At 37.7% G+C, this 18,281-nt stretch carries 18 protein-coding genes and 1 pseudogene; 4 read left to right on the top strand and 15 right to left on the bottom strand.

Going from position 1 to position 18,281, the window contains the following annotated elements:
- Positions 1-13: 13 nt before the first annotated feature.
- The 4 genes from BMSHG_RS13960 to allC all read right to left on the bottom strand — a co-directional run bounded on the left by BMSHG_RS13960 (position 14) and on the right by allC (position 5,198).
- Positions 14-1,210, bottom strand: a complete 1,197-nt coding sequence (locus BMSHG_RS13960; protein ID WP_019155068.1) for a class I SAM-dependent rRNA methyltransferase — start codon at positions 1,208-1,210, stop codon at positions 14-16.
- A 127-nt stretch (positions 1,211-1,337) separates the two neighbouring features.
- Positions 1,338-2,699 (bottom strand): allantoinase, encoded by a 1,362-nt coding sequence (locus BMSHG_RS13965; protein ID WP_019155069.1) that lies wholly within the window; start codon positions 2,697-2,699, stop codon positions 1,338-1,340.
- Positions 2,700-3,938 carry a pyridoxal-phosphate-dependent aminotransferase family protein gene (locus BMSHG_RS13970; protein WP_019155070.1) on the bottom strand — a complete coding sequence of 413 codons (1,239 nt, stop codon included), beginning with the start codon at positions 3,936-3,938 and terminating at the stop codon, positions 2,700-2,702.
- Positions 3,939-3,950: 12 nt separating this feature from the next.
- A complete protein-coding gene (gene allC / locus BMSHG_RS13975; RefSeq protein ID WP_019155071.1) occupies positions 3,951-5,198 on the bottom strand; it encodes an allantoate deiminase in 1,248 nt (415 codons plus the stop codon).
- A gap of 196 nt (positions 5,199-5,394) precedes the next feature.
- Between allC and BMSHG_RS13980 the strand changes: the two genes are divergently transcribed.
- From BMSHG_RS13980 to uraH, 4 genes are all read left to right on the top strand, one after another.
- Positions 5,395-6,996 (top strand): PucR family transcriptional regulator, encoded by a 1,602-nt coding sequence (locus tag BMSHG_RS13980; RefSeq protein WP_235776382.1) that lies wholly within the window; start codon positions 5,395-5,397, stop codon positions 6,994-6,996.
- Between the two features lie 145 nt (positions 6,997-7,141).
- Entirely contained in the window at positions 7,142-7,639 is a 498-nt protein-coding gene (uraD, locus tag BMSHG_RS13985) for a 2-oxo-4-hydroxy-4-carboxy-5-ureidoimidazoline decarboxylase (protein WP_019155073.1), read from the top strand.
- Positions 7,640-7,660: 21 nt separating this feature from the next.
- A complete protein-coding gene (locus BMSHG_RS13990; protein ID WP_019155074.1) occupies positions 7,661-9,103 on the top strand; it encodes an NAD(P)-binding domain-containing protein in 1,443 nt (480 codons plus the stop codon).
- 13 nt (positions 9,104-9,116) lie between these two features.
- Positions 9,117-9,470, top strand: a complete 354-nt coding sequence (gene uraH, locus BMSHG_RS13995) for a hydroxyisourate hydrolase (protein WP_019155075.1) — start codon at positions 9,117-9,119, stop codon at positions 9,468-9,470.
- 40 nt (positions 9,471-9,510) lie between these two features.
- Here the strand turns inward: uraH and BMSHG_RS14000 are convergent, their stop codons facing one another.
- From BMSHG_RS14000 to BMSHG_RS14050, 11 genes and pseudogenes are all read right to left on the bottom strand, one after another.
- Positions 9,511-10,881 carry a sensor histidine kinase gene (locus BMSHG_RS14000; protein WP_019155076.1) on the bottom strand — a complete coding sequence of 457 codons (1,371 nt, stop codon included), beginning with the start codon at positions 10,879-10,881 and terminating at the stop codon, positions 9,511-9,513.
- On the bottom strand, positions 10,878-11,576 hold the full coding sequence (locus tag BMSHG_RS14005) for a response regulator transcription factor (RefSeq protein ID WP_019155077.1): 699 nt from the start codon (positions 11,574-11,576) through the stop codon (positions 10,878-10,880). Before BMSHG_RS14005 ends, BMSHG_RS14000 begins: the two co-directional genes overlap by 4 nt.
- A 149-nt stretch (positions 11,577-11,725) precedes the next feature.
- Positions 11,726-12,337, bottom strand: coding sequence for a hypothetical protein (locus BMSHG_RS14010; RefSeq protein ID WP_019155078.1), 612 nt, complete (start codon positions 12,335-12,337; stop codon positions 11,726-11,728).
- A gap of 154 nt (positions 12,338-12,491) precedes the next feature.
- Positions 12,492-13,268, bottom strand: a complete 777-nt coding sequence (locus BMSHG_RS14015; protein WP_026073460.1) for a sulfite exporter TauE/SafE family protein — start codon at positions 13,266-13,268, stop codon at positions 12,492-12,494.
- 49 nt (positions 13,269-13,317) lie between these two features.
- Entirely contained in the window at positions 13,318-13,545 is a 228-nt protein-coding gene (locus tag BMSHG_RS14020; RefSeq protein ID WP_019155080.1) for a sulfurtransferase TusA family protein, read from the bottom strand.
- Between the two features lie 27 nt (positions 13,546-13,572).
- On the bottom strand, positions 13,573-14,700 hold the full coding sequence (locus BMSHG_RS14025) for an MBL fold metallo-hydrolase (RefSeq protein WP_019155081.1): 1,128 nt from the start codon (positions 14,698-14,700) through the stop codon (positions 13,573-13,575).
- A 242-nt stretch (positions 14,701-14,942) separates the two neighbouring features.
- Positions 14,943-15,517, bottom strand: a pseudogene (locus BMSHG_RS26205) (sulfurtransferase TusA family protein).
- A gap of 51 nt (positions 15,518-15,568) precedes the next feature.
- Positions 15,569-15,865 carry a rhodanese-like domain-containing protein gene (locus BMSHG_RS14035; RefSeq protein ID WP_019155082.1) on the bottom strand — a complete coding sequence of 99 codons (297 nt, stop codon included), beginning with the start codon at positions 15,863-15,865 and terminating at the stop codon, positions 15,569-15,571.
- A gap of 125 nt (positions 15,866-15,990) precedes the next feature.
- On the bottom strand, positions 15,991-16,470 hold the full coding sequence (locus BMSHG_RS14040) for a DsrE/DsrF/DrsH-like family protein (RefSeq protein ID WP_019155083.1): 480 nt from the start codon (positions 16,468-16,470) through the stop codon (positions 15,991-15,993).
- Positions 16,471-16,592: 122 nt separating this feature from the next.
- Complete coding sequence (locus BMSHG_RS14045) at positions 16,593-16,856, bottom strand: metal-sensitive transcriptional regulator (RefSeq protein ID WP_019155084.1); 264 nt, start codon at positions 16,854-16,856, stop codon at positions 16,593-16,595.
- Positions 16,857-17,270: 414 nt separating this feature from the next.
- Positions 17,271-18,257, bottom strand: a complete 987-nt coding sequence (locus BMSHG_RS14050) for an ABC transporter substrate-binding protein (protein ID WP_019155085.1) — start codon at positions 18,255-18,257, stop codon at positions 17,271-17,273.
- Positions 18,258-18,281: the final 24 nt, after the last annotated feature.

The following is an 18,281-nucleotide window of genomic DNA, read 5'->3' on the forward strand; positions in this document are numbered from 1 at the left end:
TACAAACAATACCTTATGAGCGTTTTTTCAAAAACACGACCTTCAAATAATCTCCTTCTTTAAATTCTTTGATCGTTTTAAAGTCTGCAGGAAGTCTGAACTCTTCAAGAATTTGATACTTGGAATTAGCCTGCTGGAAAGCTTTTACGATGAAACCTTTGAATTTGTCCATGCCAAATGTACTGCAATTAGTAGAGGCCACAATAACCCCACCCTTTTCTGTAATGCGAATCGCTTTTTCTAATAGATCCGAATAATCCTTTCCTGCACTGAATGTATGCTTTTTAGAACGTGCATAGCTCGGTGGATCAAGGATCACCAAATCAAAGCTAAGATTTTTTCGCCCCGCATATTTAAAATAGTTGAACACATCTTCAACGATAATATCCTGCGCTTCGAAGTCGATTCCATTGACGCTAAATTGCTCAATAGTTTTGCTTTTACTGCGATTGGCCACATCGACACTTGTTGTTTTAATGGCACCACCTAATGCAGCAGCGACTGAAAAAGCACCCGTATACGAAAAGGTATTTAATACCGTCTTACCTTCTGCATATTGATCGCGAATCTTCTTTCTTACCTCTCGTTGATCTAAAAAGATCCCAACCATTGCACTTTCATTTAAATAAACGGCAAAGTTCATGCCATTTTCCTTTACAAGAAGTGGTTCAGGCGCTCTTTCTCCGATGACAAAATCATCGTCTGCCATGTAGGTACCTTGAGCATCAAAACGTTTCTTTTCATAAAGACCTTTATATTCGACAACCTTGTTTAAAGCTTCGATTAGCACATCTTTAAATTGATAAATGCCCTCACTATACCACTGAATAAGAAGGTAGCCATCAAAATACTCAATCGTTACGCCACCAATTCCATCTCCTTCACCATTAAACACTCGAAACGCCGTCGTTTCTGGATCATTAAACAAAAAACTACGATGTTCTAATGCTTTTTTAACTTTTTTCTCGAAAAAATGGGCGTCAATTTGCTCGTCTTTCTGTCTGCTTAGTATCCATCCAATTCCTTTATTTTGTTGCCCATAATATCCTTTTGCTAGGAAAGCACCTTTGTCATCCATTAGTTCAATGAGCGCTCCTTCCTCACCTAGTAGATTGGCGTTTTGAATCGCTTCTTTTTTGATTAGAGGAACACCAGCCTTAATGCTCTTCACATATGATGACTTTACTTTCAACTTTATTATTTTATTCATAAAAACCGTCCTATTTAATTATTTCAAAAAAATGAAAAAAGCCTCATCCATTAATAGAATGGGCTTCTTTCTCATTTTCTAATACCTTTTATTATACCTTTCTTTACCCTTAGGTAGACTTTTTTTATTAATTTGTTATACCTTTGAGCCAATTTCCCTTGTTTATCGATTGCTTAATATGTCCGTCCTCAAAAATGATATTCCCATTATTTATGGTAGACTTTATTTTACAGGGGAAAGTATGCCCAAGATAGAGACTTTCTTTATGTTTTGCAAAGAAATTAGACTCCGTTACGGTGAACGTTTCTTCTGTTGTTACAATCGCAAAATTGGCAGGTTCGCCCACAGCAATTCCCCCTTTAAAAGGAAGCTTAAACCGTTCCACTGGATTCGCTGACAATTGCTTAGCAATTTTTTCAAAAGGAAGGTCATATTTTAACGCTAATTCAATTATGGCAAGTAAGGTAAACTGCCCCCCGCTAATTCCACCCCATGCCTCAAAAAGATGATGAGTCTTTGGATCCTTTAAGGAAAAAGGACAAGGAGAGTGATCAGAGGCAATCATATCAAACTTACCATCTATGAATAAATGAATTAATTTCTCCTGTTCTTCTTTCTCTCTTAACGGTGGTGCACATTTCGCAACTGTTCCTTTTTCTACTAAATCTTCATGGGAGAATAGTAAATAATGGGGACAGGTTTCCACGGTTACATCAATGCCCTGTTCTTTTGCCTCCTCAATTTTCCCCACAGCAGCCGCACTGCTTATATGGACAAAATGAATCGGACAGCCTGTGATTTTTGCATAGGACAGGACTCTTTCAACCGCCTCGACTTCTGCGCGAATCGGTCGCGTTTCTAGATAATCATCTGCACTGAATTGTCCTTTTTGTCGCTTTTCAGCCGTTAGCCATTTCGTTATCGCATCACTTTCCGAATGGAGGGCAAGAACTTTGTTCAGTGATGCGATTTTCTTCATTCCCTTCAACAGTGTGATATCGTCGACCCGCTCAAACTCTTCATTTCCAGATTCAGAAAGAAACGCTTTAAAGCCTATCACTCCAGCTTCAGCAAGCTCTTCTAAGTAGTCGACATTTCCTGGGACAAGTCCACCCCATAAGGCAAAATCAACCATTGATTTCTCTCTCGCTTTCTCTATTTTTTGCATCAGAGCTTCGTTGTTAATCGTTGATGGAATCCCATTTAATGGCATATCAAAAAAGAGCGTACAACCACCTGCTGCCATCATTTCTGAACCGGTTTCAAAGCCTTCCCATTCGTCTCTTCCTGGATCATTGAAATGGACATGAACATCAATAGCACCTGGGAAAATATATAACCGACTCGCGTCCATTTCTTTGTCCGCTTGCCCGGTTAAATTTGCATCTATTTTAGCAATCTTGCCATCTTTAATTCCAACATCAGCCTTTTTCACACCTCCAGGTAAGACGACGAAACCATTGCAAATAGCTAAATCAAAAAGAACCATTTATCCCACCACCTTGGCGTCATAATGATTTAGAGCTGCTTGCAATGCATTTCCTCGATTGACTGCCACTCCATGGCGGATAAGTACTGCCTCTAACGCCCCTAAGACTGAAAGAATATTTTCCTTCCTGCAACTATAACCCATCGTTCCAATTCTCCAAATCTTCCCGTGTAATGGTCCAAAAGATGAAGCAATTTCAATCCCAAATTTCTGTAGGAGCATGTTTCTTACCGCGTCTCCATCGACACCTGTAGGAATCTTGACACAGGTAACACAAGTGAGCTTGTTTTCAGGATCACCAAAAAGTTCTAATCCCATCGCTTCAATTCCTTTTATTAATGCTTGCTCATGAAATTGATGGCGCTTAAACCTCTCTTCCAAACCTTCTTCCAATACAAGTCGCAAGCCTTCTCTCAAGGCATACACCATCGAAGTCGCTTCCGTATGATGATTCAATCTTCTTGGGCTCCAATAATCTTGCAACATCCCTAAATCAAAATAGTTACTTGCAATCGGAAGCTTGCTTCGTACATATTGACGGTCCTCATCGGTCGCAATTCCTCGTTCCACCTTTTTACGAGAGAGAATAATCTCCTCAATTCGCTCATTATAGGAAATGGGCGCCATTCCAGATGGGACAGACAGGCACTTTTGTGTTCCACCTATTACTGCATCAATACACCATTCATCTGTTTTTACTTCGACTCCACCAATCGAAGCCACAGCATCAACTACCAATAAAACATCTTGCTCACGACACGCCTTTCCAATTTCTTGGAGCGGCTGTATTCTTCCAGTAGAAGTTTCGCCATGTACAATCGCAACAAGTTTTGGAGATACCTTTTTCATTTCAGCTATAATCATTCTTGGTTCAAAGACCTCGCCCCATGGACAGTCGAGCGTATAAACATCTGCGCCATATCTTTCACAGATTTCCACAAGCAAATGACCAAAACGGCCATAAATCGGAACAAGTACTTTATCCCCTGGTTCGATTATGCTCGATAACACTGCTTCATTCCCAGCACGAGACGTTCCATCAATCGGGAATGCCCAATGATTGTTCGTTTGAAAAACCTTTCGTAGCATTTCCATTACTTCATTCATAATATTTGTAAAAGCTGGATCGAACTGCCCTAATATCGGTGTACTGAGTGCTCTTAGAACCCTCGGGTCCACTTCCACTGGTCCTGGTGTCATAATCGTTCTCTTCGGTGTATTTAGCTCTGAAAAACTCATCTTCCATCCCCCTTAGTAGGCCAATTTGTATAATAGCTCTGTCAGAAGCTCTACTCCTGTCTCCAAATCTTCTAATTTTGTAAACTCTTGAGGAGAATGACTTATGCCTTTTTGACTCGGTACAAACAATAAAGTAGTTGGGCAAATCGAGGCAAATACTTGGGCATCATGCCCAGCACCAGAGACGATATCCTGATGGCTAATGTTTTTATTGGATGCAAGCTGGCGAACCATCCTGTTCATCCCTTTATCCATCGCAATTGGTTTGACATCCATCCATTGTGATACTTGAACGTTCATCTCTAACTCGTTTGCGAATCTTTCAAATTCAGCAAATATATCTTCACAATATTGGTTAAGCATGTCTTCGCGATGATTTCGGATGTCTAAGCTGAATTCCACAACACCTGCCACCACATTGGGGACATTAGGTTTTACATTGATTTTCCCTACGGTTGCCACTAACTGTGAATCGATTTCTTTTGCTTTATCGGTTAAATACGTAATCAATCGTGACGTTGTGGTCACTGCATCCTTGCGATAAAACATCGGAGTCGTACCAGCATGATTGCTTTCACCGCTCACTTTTACCGTAAACCGACGTTGCCCAACAATATAAGAAACGACACCAATGGATTTCTTATTTCGTTCAAGAACCATTCCTTGTTCGATATGAATCTCAATAAACCGCTCAATATCATGACGAATCGAAGGAGTATAATAGTTTGGATCGAAACCTGCAGATTTCATCGCATCTAAAAAAGATATTCCCTCCTCATCTTGTAAATTCTTCACACTTTCTAAATTATAAGCGCCATTTATATTTCTCGATCCCCAAAACGTTAAAGGAAAACGACTCCCTTCTTCTTCACTAAGTGAAATGACTTCAATCGTTTTTTTCGGGTAACCAAATGCCTTGAATAATCGCGATGTAGCAAGAAGGCTTGCAATAATTCCGTACGCTCCATCATACTTCCCACCATTTCTCACCGTATCAATATGTGATCCTGTTAAGATCGATTTGCTACTTATTTCTGTCCCCTGTAGTTTACCGAATAGATTACCAGCACTATCAAAATAGGTATCCAACTTGAACTCTTCCATTTTATTTTTTATGGCTCTTTGGGCTTCCTTCCATTCTTTCGAAAATAACAGCCTTGTATTACCCCCAGTTTCTGTTTTTCCAAACTGAGCAAGCCATTCAATCATTTCCTCTACTGTATTTTCCTTATTCGTCTGTTTCCCAACTCGAATGGCCATCCGATTCACTCCCCAACTAAAAAGTTCATGTTAACTTTTGTTACATAGATATTTAAGTTAAGTTTACTGATTTCACCTTGAGAGTTCATTATCATTTTTATACAAATTTAAATATCGATTTTGTTTATATTAACCAAGTGCATTTTTTGTGCTATGATTAAAAAAATATATTATTCTGAATTTTTAAAGAGGTGTCATGATGAAGGTAACCGAATTATTATCCGTGTCTGAATTCACCGGAATGTCGCTAATCGCAGGAGCAGCTGGGAAAAACAGAGAAGTAAACACGGTCAATATGATGGATGCACCAGATATTATCCATTTTCTTAATCCAGATGAAATGCTCATTACTACCGCCTATCATTTAAAAGATCACCCGGATCAACTAGTGGAATTAATTCGAGCTATGCATGCACAAGGCTGTGCTGCATTAGGCATAAAAACAAAGCGATTTTTACAAGAAATCCCTCTAGAAGTATTGGAGCTTGCCGATGCTCTTGCCTTTCCAATTATCGAGCTTCCGTTAGACTTGTCCCTTGGGGAAATTGTTAACTATACGTTAAGAGCAATTCTAGATCAACATGCCACTGAACTAGCCCATGCATTTGAAACACACAAACAATTTACGCGCATCGTTTTACAAGGAGAAGGAATTCCAAAATTGCTACAAGATTTATCAAATATGATAAATCACCCTGTCCACTTAATTAATCAACATTTAAAACCACTGTACACCACGAATTATGATTCTGACTTTTATTCATTTATGGGTTCTATCCGTAAGAATGTTTTCTACCAAACGATGAATAACACTGCTCGTATTTACTTTTCACTTTGTTCAACAAAACAATCGTATACCCTTTTTCCCGTTTATTTTAACGAGAAGAAAAGTGGATTTCTTTCTATTTTAGGGGAAATTCATCAACCTTCAACATTATTAACGATCGAACAGGCTATTAACGTTATCTCTTTTGCGCTCATGAAGGAACAAGCCCTTAAACAACAATCACGAAATATCCGAAATGATTTCTTTACCCATTTCCTCGATCAAGCCTTTTCCACCGACACAGAGATTATGAATCGGGCAACAGAATTCTCTCTTTTTAATGATCAAAAATATATCTGTGCCATCGGCAAAGTAGATGATACGGACCAGTACTTTTCTTATCGGGAAAGGCAGCAAATAATCGATGATATTTACGAATTTCTAGAGGAAGAACTACAGAACTCAAGCTCAGTAGGACATCTTTTTACATTAGGGGATCGTTGTATTGTTCTATATGAAATCGAGGAAGCAAGTTCCTTTATTGAAACTTCCCTTAACGGTCTGCAACAAAAGGTCAGTACCTACTTTAATAAAACCATCTCTTTCGGTGTGAGCAATGTCAGCCATACTTTCCTACAAACTAGACATGCTTACAGTGAAGCTTTGGATGCTTTGGCACAAGGAGAACTATTGAAACAACGCCACTTTATTCAAGTCTTTCAGACAAAAGATGTGACCGAACTATTGCGCCTTATTCCAGCAAAAGAATTAAGAAACTTCTATACTTATGCATTACAAGGGTTTACCTGCCCAGAAACAGAGGATGAACAAACATTAATTCAGACGTTATCCGTATTTTTGGATTCAAACTGTCAAATCTCTGAAACAGCAAAAAGATTATTTGTTCATCGCAACACGGTTGTCTATCGGATTGAAAAATGCGAGGAAATTCTTGGAAAGACATTAAAGGAACCGGAAACGACCTTACAGCTAAGAGTTGCACTACGAATCAAGGCACTGTTAGAAATATAAGTTAGCTTTGTGCATAACGCACATTGATTGATAAATTATTCAGCTACCCTAACCAATGACAACGATAAATTATTTTATTATTATGTAAATAAAAATAACTCTGAATGTTATAACTTTTAACAGACTAAGTAAAGGAATGATAAACATGCTCACAATCGAACAAGTCAATACGTTAACGAAACATGATTTCATAGACCTTTTCGGTGGCATTTTCGAGCACTCACCGTGGATAACAGAAATGGCATTTGAAACAAAACCATTTTCTTCAGTCGAACATCTACATAAAGAGATGGTTTCAATTATAAAAAAATCTACAAATGAACAAAAGCTTACCTTACTTAAGGAACACCCCAATTTAGGAGATCGTGTAGAAATGAGCCCTGACTCTGTTAATGAACAAAAAGGGGCTGGCTTAAAAGATTTGACACCTGAAGAATACGACCAGTTTATCACTATAAATCGAAGTTATATGGAAAAATTCGGATTCCCCTTTATCATTGCCGTTCGTGGCAAAAGTAAAGAGCAAATATACAAAGCAATGGAAGCGAGAATTCAAAATTCAGTTGAAACAGAATTTGAAACAGCATTAGAACAAACTTATCAGATCGGACTGCTTCGTTTACAAGAAAAAATCAATGAATGATTCTAAAAAGGAGGAAAATATATGAGCTTAGAGGCATTAAATGAACAAGTGAAAAAAGATCTTTCGTATTTAAACTTTGGAGGTCCAGAATGGGTACAACCTTTCCATCATCCTGAAGGTCAAGTGTACGATGTAGTCATTATTGGTGGTGGGCAAAGCGGACTTAGTGCTGCCTTCGCTTTAAAGCGTGAGCGGATCTACAATATACTAGTAATCGATGAAAATCCTAAAGGCTATGAAGGCCCCTGGGAAACATACGCACGAATGGTTACACTACGAACACCCAAGGATTTAACGTCCATCGATCTCGGCATTCCTTCCCTGACTTTTCGCGCTTGGTGGGAAGCTCAGAAAGGAGTAGAAGGCTGGAAAAAGCTTGATAAAATCCCTCGAGGCGAGTGGATGAATTATTTACGATGGTATCGTGAAATTCTTAATTTACCTGTGGCAAACGAAGTGAAACTGAAGTTAATTGAACCTTCTGAGGAAGGCATTCACTACTTGCACATTGACGGTCCTGGAGCTCCAAGTGGAAAATTACTAGCCCGTAAAGTCATCTCTGCAACTGGAATGCAGGGTGGGGGTGAATGGTATGTCCCGCCATTTATTTCTGAGAAATTACCAAAACATCACTATACACATACTTCTGAACCTATTGATTTTGCTACACTAAAAGATAAGAAGATTGCTATATTGGGTGGCGGCGCTTCTGCTTTTGATAATGCTCATACAGCTCTCACTGAAGGCGTTGGAGAAGTTCATGTATTCGTAAGGCGAAAGGAGCTTCCTCGTATTAATCCAATACGACAAATGGAGGTATCAGGCATTATCGAACATTATCACACTCTATCAGATTTAGAGAAATATACAGCAATTTCTCACTTCTTTAAATTCAATCAACCCCCAACGAACGATACTTTTAATCGGGCTACATCATGGTCAGAATTCGAGCTTCATTTAGGCTCACCATGGCTCGATGTGGCAGAAACAGAAGATGGAGTTCTCGTTACTACTCCTCAAGGGACTTACTCGTTCGACCACTTAATTATCAGTACCGGACTTGTAACCAATCCTTCTCTTCGTCCAGAATTAAGGTTAATTGAAAAGCACATTGCCCGTTGGAGTGATAAATTTTCCGCACCTGAGAATATTGCAAATCCGCTTGTTGATGCCCATCCTTATCTTAGCCCGAACTTTTCATTCATGAGTCGTGACGATCAGGGAAAAGAACGATTATACGGCCTATTCGTATTTAATTATTCAACGTTAATAAGCTGCGGACTTTCTGCATCTGCCCTTTCCGGGATCAGATTTGCCTTACCAAAGCTTGCGCTTGCGATTTCCGACCAACTTTTCCAAGATGATAAAGAGCAAATATTAAATCGTTTCCTTACTTATGATCATGAAGAATTTGTTGGGGAATGGCCGAAGAAGGAAAGTGTAACTTCTGTAAAAGAGGCATGAAGAGGAGGAAATTATGGCAGGATTGACGACCCATATTTTAGATTTAACCCATGGCACTCCCGCTAGCAATGTGAAAATCGAGCTTTATATTCAGTGTGACGATGAATGGCAGCTACTCATGTCTACGGTTAGTAATTCAGATGGGCGGATTGATAAGCCCCTTTTGTCTGCTGAAAATATGATTAGTGGCGTATATGAACTCATTTTTCATATCGGGGAATATTTTCAAAGTAAACAACTTGATCTACCCGAACCCGCTTTTTTAGACAAAGTGCCAGTCCGCTTCAGCATCGCGGATACAACTGCACATTATCACGTACCATTACTCATTTCACCATGGGGGTATCAGGTTTATAGGGGTAGTTAAAAGAGAAACACACCCTGGTAATTTGACTAGGGTGTGTTGTTTAAATAGGAAGATTGATAGTAAAAACAGCGCCTTTGTTCTTTTCACTTTCAACGGTAATGAATCCACCATGCGCTTTCACAAATCCCTTGGCAATGGATAACCCTAGACCAGTACCACTTTCATTACGTGTTCTTGAAGTATCCCTTTTATAAAATCGATCAAAAATGTGAGGAAGCACGTCTTCTGGTATTCCTTGTCCGGAATCAGCTACTTTGATTAAAAACCAATTTTCTTTTTGCAAAGTAGAAATCTCTACTATTCCATTCTCAGGAGTATGACGAAGAGCATTCCCAACAAGGTTCACAATCACCTGTGTCATTCGATCTGCATCGATTTGCAGCAATCTTTCTTCTTGGTTTTTGTTATATTTAAGTTCAATGTCCTTTTCATCAGCAAGCACCTGAAAGTGATGGGAAATTCTTTTTATCATTCCAGATATATCAACAGACTGAATATTTAGCGGAAGTTTGCCCGCTTCTGCAAGACTTAACTGTTGTATATCATTTACTAAACGACTCAAGCGATACACTTCATCTGAGAGTTCAAGAATATTTCCTTCCGTAGGTGCACTCACCCCTTCTTGCATTAATTCTAGTTTTCCTTGCAATATTGCTAAAGGTGTACGTAACTCATGTGCCACATCCGCCACGATAGCACGTCTTTTTTCTTCATTTTGTTGTATCTTCTGTGCCATATCATTAAATGCTTCCCCAAGCTCATAGAATTCATCGGTTGACTTTATATGGACTTTGGTTGTTCTTTTTCCACTAGCTAACTGTTTAATTCCGATCATTAAAACCTTTAAAGGTTCAGATATTTTTCTTAATATAAATAGACTAAACACCGCTGCCACTATAGTTGCCAATAAACCACTAATTATAATAGCCTTATTGGATGATTGCAGAAACTCTTTTTCAAGATTTTGAAGCTTATTTTGATAGAGGACTAGGGTCCCTTTTTTTTCGCCATTGACACTTAAAGCCACTTTCTTTCCAGATATATCCGTACCATCCAAACCAATTCTCTCACCAGTTGAATCACCGATGATAACCCCATTCAAGTCAAGTATTAATAAATCGCTATTAGGTGTGGACATATTCATGAACATAGTGCGTCTCATCATACCATGACCTTGCTCATTTGTGGAATCATAATTTAAAAAAAGCTCCTGTGCCTTATTCCACGAGCCTGTTTCTTCATAATATTGCTCCAGAGTCTGTTCCATTCGCAGCAAAAAATTGTTCGTGTGTTGGTCTAGATAATTTTGGAAAGTTGTGCGGATACTAGATTGTACAAAGATTGATTGGCTAATTCCCATTAACAAAACAATCAAGATAAATGCAATGATCAACTTTGTTTGCAGCTTCATCTTTTTTCACCAAAACGATAGCCAATTCCATAAACCGTATGTATGTACTTTGGGTGAGCTGGGTCTTTTTCAACTTTTTTTCTTAAGTTACTGACATGAGTATCAATCGAACGCTCATAATTAACATACTCCTCTCCCATCACACTGTTCATTAATTGAAGTCGACTATAGACACGGCCTGGCTTTCTAGCCAGTGTCACCAAAATATTATATTCTGTAGGTGTTAGATTTATGATTTCGGTGTTTACCTTTACTACATATGTCGATAAATTAATTTCAATATCGTCACGAATCAAAAGTTCATCTATTTCATCATTAATCTCATCGATACTGTACCTTCTCAAAACCGCCCTTATTCTTGCAGTGAGTTCACGCATACTAAAGGGTTTGGTAACATAATCATCCGCACCCATTTCAAGACCTAATAATTTATCTATTTCCTCAGATTTTGCTGTTAACATGATAACGGGTATTTTTTTATGTTTAGAGCGGATATCTCTTAATGCTTGTAGTCCATCTTTTTTCGGCATCATAACATCTAATAGGATCAGGTCTAGATCATGGTTTTCTACTAACTGAACCACTGCTTCTCCGTCTGCTGCTTCAACTGTTTCAAAGCCTTCTTGCTGTAAAAATGTTTTCACCATATCTCGTATTCTCACTTCATCATCCACAACAGCAATGACTCTACTCACATTCTAACCTCCTTACCTTCCTCATTTACTATTATACTAGGAGGAAAAACTGTTCAATCAGGACAAATATGTCTGCCAAGTTAAATCGGTACATAACCAAAATAACTCTGAAGCAAAGCCCCAGAGTTTAAACATTGTTAGTTATCCTACTAAAATTGTGTACCAGTTCCGATTTGAGTTTGCTGAGGTTTGGCATCATTACTCCATCTGCTACCTTGCTTCATACCCATTTTACTGCCGCGCATATGACCTGTACCATCCTGTTCGAATGCCCGGTTCATCATCGTTTCCATATTTCTTAATCTATTTTCCATTTGATCTTGTGTTAGTACTCCATCATTCACTTGCTGGGCAAGTTCGCTCTTTCTTTCTTCTATTACTGCCTTCACTAAGTCTTCAAACTTAATCCCTTTCTCTTCAACCATCTCAGCAACAGACTTACCTTCCATACGTGCTGTCTGGAATTCCTCTATTGTCATACCTAGTCCATCAGAAAGTAGCTCTGACATAGAAGTCATCATTCCGCCTGTCATACCCATCCCAGTTCTCATCCCGTTGGATTCTCCTGTCACTGGGCAAATCCATTCCGTTTCTCCTTCTTGATTGCTCTCCTGTTCATCGACTGTTTGAATAACGGACAAACCTTTGCTAGCATCTTGCTGTTTTACCGTTGCTGATGACATGCCATTTGGAGTAACCATAACACCTAATGAAAAAAAACCTACGAAAGCAGTTGTTGTCAACAAATAACTCCATTTCATTACAAGCCAACTCCCTTTCATCCATTTCCTATTTCTTCTTTCAAGTTCATTATATTAAATTAATTTCCAGAACCTTTATAGGAAATATCAAGATAATGTTAAGATGAAAACCTACCATAGTAAAGCTACAATAGTGAGATAATCTTGTTTAGGGTTATAGTATATCAATCCAAATCTTAATGGCGGTTGCTAAAATTAATAAAGCTAATATAACTTGTAAAATTTTTGTGTTTACCTTTTTTCCAGCCATTGCACCTAATGGTGAGGCAACAAGGCTGGCAATGATCATTATGACGGAAGGTAAGAATTCAACTTGTCCCGTGGTAATTTTTCCAACTGTAGTGCCAATTGAAGATAGAAACGTAATAGCCAATGAAGAAGCAATCGTCATTCGTGTTGGTATTTTTAAAACAACTAGCATGATTGGAACTAATAAGAAAGCTCCTGCCGCTCCAACAATTCCAGAACCAACTCCTACAAATAATGCTAGAGAAGCTGCAATCCATTTATTAAATTTCACTTGTTTAAGAGGAATATCATCAATTCCTTTTTTTGGGACAAACATCATCACAGCAGCTATGATTGCCAAAATGCCATATACTAAATTAATACCGCCCTCTGTCATCATCCTTGAACCTAAACTGCCCACAAAACTACCAATTAAAATGCTTATTCCCATATACCCAATTAGTAATTTGTTTAAATAGCCACCTTTACGATATGCCCAAACCCCACCGATTGTCGCAAAAAGCACCTGAACAGCGCTTATTCCTGATACTTCGTGGGCACTAAATGCAGCTAAACCAAATAAGGGCGGGATATATAAAAGCATCGGATATTTAATAATGGAACCACCAATTCCTAACATCCCAGAAATATAGGAACCAATAAAACCAATTAAGAAGATGGTAATGATAAATCCAATATCCATCATACAGTCTCTCCTTTAAGAAAAGGGAACCCAATCTGGTTCCCTTTTCTTAACCTTTTTTAATCCAAAACTTTAAAACATCGTTATCGATTTCGTGTTTAATTAACTCGTGACCGCTTGATTTTGTCCATGCCGGAAAGTCATTTTTTGCTCCTTGATCCGTAGCATGGATTTCTAAAACTTGACCGCTTTCTAATTCACTCATTGCCTTTTTTGTCTTTACGATCGGCATAGGACATGCCAATCTTTTTGCATCCAAAATTTTAGTTACTTCCATTTCTTTGCCTCCTACTATTTGCTTCCCCTATCGAACTGCACAACGATTTGGTCCTATTTCCATTTCACGTTGCTTTTCTTTATCAGGATTGATTTTTCCCATATTCGTTTTACGAATTTCTTGATACGAATTCGGTTGAGGTGGTAGATTTTCTGTTACCATCTTTCTAAACTCATTTTCATCTTTAATATTCAAGCCATGGTTGTTAGCGTATAAAGTTCCTAATTTTTCTGATACACTACCATCTTCATTTAGTTCTTCCAATATCATAAAGTGAGCAGGAAGAACGATTAATTCCATTGACAGTTCTCTATAACGTTGATATAAACTTTCTCTTAAATCTCCTACCCAATCTTGAGCCAATCCCGCTAAGTCAGGTCTTCCAATTGAGTCAATGAACAAAATGTCACCTGAAAGCAAGAACTTTTTATCAACAATAAACGAAGTAGATCCAATGGTGTGGCCTGGAGAATATAAGGCATGGATATTAATATTGACGTTTCCAATTTCAACAACATTTCCATCTTCTAATGGTTCGTAAGGGAACGTAACTTCTGTTGCATCTCTTGGAGGCAGCCAATAGGTTGCACCTATTTTTTCTGCAATATCCCTTCCACCGGAAATATGATCCGCATGTAAATGAGTATCAAAGACATGAGTAATTTTGGCACCCATACTGTCAGCAAATTCAAGATATACATCAGTCATACGAGTGGCATCAAAAATAGCAGCATCACCCTTCGATATCAGCATATAGGATAAACACCCTTTCCCAACACGCACAAACTGATAAAGCTCGCCGCCATCGTTCAAATTCCCGATTTTTACAGGCTCTAAATACTCACTCCAAGCTTTCATACCGCCCTTTAGGTAAGAAATCGTAAGCCCTTCATCAGAGAGCATTTCAGCGACCATAATAGAAGATCCCTCCTTTGCACATGCTACCAATACCTCTTTATCAGAGGGAAGTTTATCCATAATTCCTTCAACACCATCAAGCAATTCGAAATATGGAACATTTAGATACTCAAAGTTTTGACCTTCGATTTTCCAATCCTGAAAGTCATCTGCATTACGAACATCTAGAATAAACAATTCTTCCTTATTAAATACTTTTTTTACTATCTCTTTTGACGTCATTACTTTAACAGTCATCAATATACCCCCTATAGTATTATTTAACTTAAAAAATATATGTTCAATTTTATTTATACAATATGGATAATCACTTTTTATTACTTTCATTGAATCAATTTCATCAAGTCGTACTTCAAGTAAAAAACGAACGTTAGGGAATGAATTCTACAGAAAATGAGTATATTTCCAGTACATCAACAAAAGAATTTCTGTAATGGTTCGTTTTTTAATTTACCTTGGTAAAATCTACTCAATCGGGTTCATTTTGAGACCTCTATTCTTTTTCCAGTCCATTGGCTCATCCCCGGTACGACGTTAATGACTTTAGTGAATCCCTTTTTAGTTAATTTTTGAGCAGCAAGGTCACTACGGTTTCCTGTTCGGCAAATAACATAAGTTTCTTTTTCTTTATCTAATTCATATAAACGCTTTTCTAGTTCACCCAATGGAATTGAGATAGAATTTGGTATATGACTAAACTCATATTCTGCTGTTTCTCTCACATCAAGAACCACAATATTTTCACTTATGTTAAGTTTCAGTTCGAGTTCATCATTGTTAATTACGTTCGGATGTTTTTTTCGATTGATTCATCATTAGAAGACTTTCTTATATAATGTTTTAATACTTCACCTTCTTCTAACGTCCCTAAATACTGATGACCAATACTTTGAGACCATGCCTTGATATCAGCTTTGGATCCCTTATCTGTAGCCTGAACTTCCAGTACTTGACCAGCTTCTATTTCATTGATTGCTTTCTTTGTTTTTACAATTGGCATCGGGCATGCCAATCCAGTTGCATCAATAATTACGTCTGCTCTCATGTTAACCATTCTTTTCCCTCCTGTTTTATACCTGTATGGGTATCTTTGTGATTAAAAAAATTATTCTACATTTCCTCCCCAAGAAAGCATTCCATCTTTCATATTAGTTACATTAAATCCGTAATACTCAAGAAATTGTGAAACACGGCCGCTTCTGGCTCCTGACCGGCAAACGATCAAATATTCTTTTGTTTTATCTAATTCATGCATTCGGAACTCAATAAGTCCTAATGGAATGTTTACGGCTCCTGGTATTTTCCCAGCCGCTACCTCATCAACTTCGCGAACATCAATAATATTTAATTTTTTTCCTTCATTTAACTTCGATTCAACTTCTTTTGCAGTCATTTCTTTCATGGTTCGTTCCTCCTTATGTTCACTATAACCGGCGTTCATGTCGCCTTTGACATTTGTTACTTTTGTGTACCCATTTTCTTTAGCCGTTTACTATTCACCTTGGATACATGGTGAAATCTACTCAATTAGATGAATAGGTTGACATTCCCATGTTCAGCTTCTGCTAAATATGCCGCTACTCCTGCATATTCAATATTGTCTAAAAGTTCTTCTTTCTGTAAACCCAGTAATTCCATCGTCATAGTACAGGCAATTAATTTCACATCTTGCTCTTGTGCCATCTCAATTAATTGTGATAGAGGAATTGCATTGTGTTTTTTCATTACTTTCTTGATTAACTTAGGTCCAAAACCAGCAAAGTTCATTTTGGATAATCCCATGTTTTCAGCGCCTCTAGGCATCATTTTGGCAAATAATTTTTCCATAAATCCTTTTTCAACGGAAATACTTTCATCTTTTCTTAACGCATTTAATCCCCAGAAAGTATGAAATATTGTTACTTCATGATCATAAGCTGCTGCACCATTCGCTATAATATAAGCTGCCATTGATTTATCATAATCTCCGCTTAATAGGACAATTGTTGTTTTTTTCTTTTCTGTCATTTTATGACCTCCTATTTATTGTTTATTTATCATACGGGTATTTAGCTAGATATAATCAAGTCATTACCCTTACCCCTATAGGTATTATATTTATTAAAATAAAAGAGGGTGTCAACCCTTTTTTATCGACTTCTTACTAATAGATTTACTGCTTCTTTTACCAATTCTTCTGTGCTTTTTTCATTTGTTTCATCCGCTTGTTTAACACACTCGATTAAATTTGAACTTACAATTACCCCCATTGTTCGATCAATTGCTGTTCTAGCAGCAGATAGCTGTGTTATAACCTCTTTGCAATCCTTGTCTTCTTCCATCAAGCGTAATATGCCTCTAAGCTGCCCTTCGATACGTTTAACTCGATTTTTAATTTGGTCATTATAACCCATTTCTTTTCCTCCCTCTTTAAAGTATCAACCATTTTGTTTAGTTTACTCATTTTATAGAATCGTTTTAGACTTTAGAAAATTGTATATTTACATAATCAAATTCATAATTGCACATTTCAATTAAATATATCATTTATGCCTCTAACAACGAAACAATTATCCATGACACGTTTATGATATACCCCTATAGGTATATTGTCAATAGTTAAAAATTAGATTCACCAAGTTTCTCTTACAAATAAAAAGCTGATTCATAAAAAAGCAAGAGATTAAAAACAATACGTTTTTATCCTCTTACTTTTTATTTTTTTCGATTTTTATCTGCTGGCAATGGAGCCCTGCTGAATTGAGATTTATCCATTTTCGCAAGGAGCCCAAGCTTCAAATTTCATTCTACATTAAGTGGTGTATGGTCTATTGCGGCAGAAATTCTGTCGTGAAGATTTCACTTGCATCAAATTTCTCATTTACTAGTCCTAGTTCGTATAACTGATCGATGAGAGTTGCCCAGCGTTCTTCCGTCATGTAGCCTACGCCGTGTTCTGCCGCATCCATCCCATAGACGAACTCTTCTTGAGATTCGGATTCAAACTGTAAAGATTCAAGTTCAATATCTGGATTATCCTCTTGAATGATTGGATTAATCTCTTCATATGAGTCCTTATACGCATTCCATCCTTCCACAAAGGCTTCCGTAAATGCTTTAACCGTCTCTTTATTATCTTCTAAATAGTCCTTTGAGACATATAAGACTACATTATATGGATCATAACCAGCATCCGAAACAAGCTTTGTCTCAACTTCAACACCTTCTAATTCCATGAAATAAGGTTCAGAAGTTAAAAATGCTTGCGTAATCGCATCCATATCATCAATAAAATTGACATGCTGACCTGTATAAGCTAATTCCTCTACTCCACTTAAATCATATTGATTCTTTAAGAATTCCCAGTAGATAATCCCTGGTTGGATAAATACTTTTCTTCCATTTAAGTCTTCAAACTCATCGATCCCATATCCTTTATGAAACATAAAAGCTTGTGGACTGCCTTGCATCGCTGCCGCTACAGCGACTAATTCTATCCCTTCATTTCTTGCCATTACAATTTGGTCTGCATGAGCAAGTCCAAATTCTGCATTGCCTGAAGCGACCATGTTGATCGAGGATACCTGCGGACCTCCTGGCTCCACGGTCACATTTAATCCATTATCTTTAAACAAACCTTCCTCTATAGCTGAATACACTCCGCCATGCTGTGATTTCGCGAACCAGTTCAAAACCAATTTCACCTCTTTAGCTTCCTCTGACGACGAACTAGATTGTTCTCCGCCACAAGCTGCTAGAACCATAATGAACACCATCGACACAAGTATAAATCGTAATTTTTTCCACCCTTTCATTCATCTTCTCTCCTCTACTATTTT

Source organism: Robertmurraya massiliosenegalensis JC6, assembly GCF_000311725.1.
Taxonomy (GTDB): domain Bacteria; phylum Bacillota; class Bacilli; order Bacillales; family Cytobacillaceae; genus Robertmurraya; species Robertmurraya massiliosenegalensis.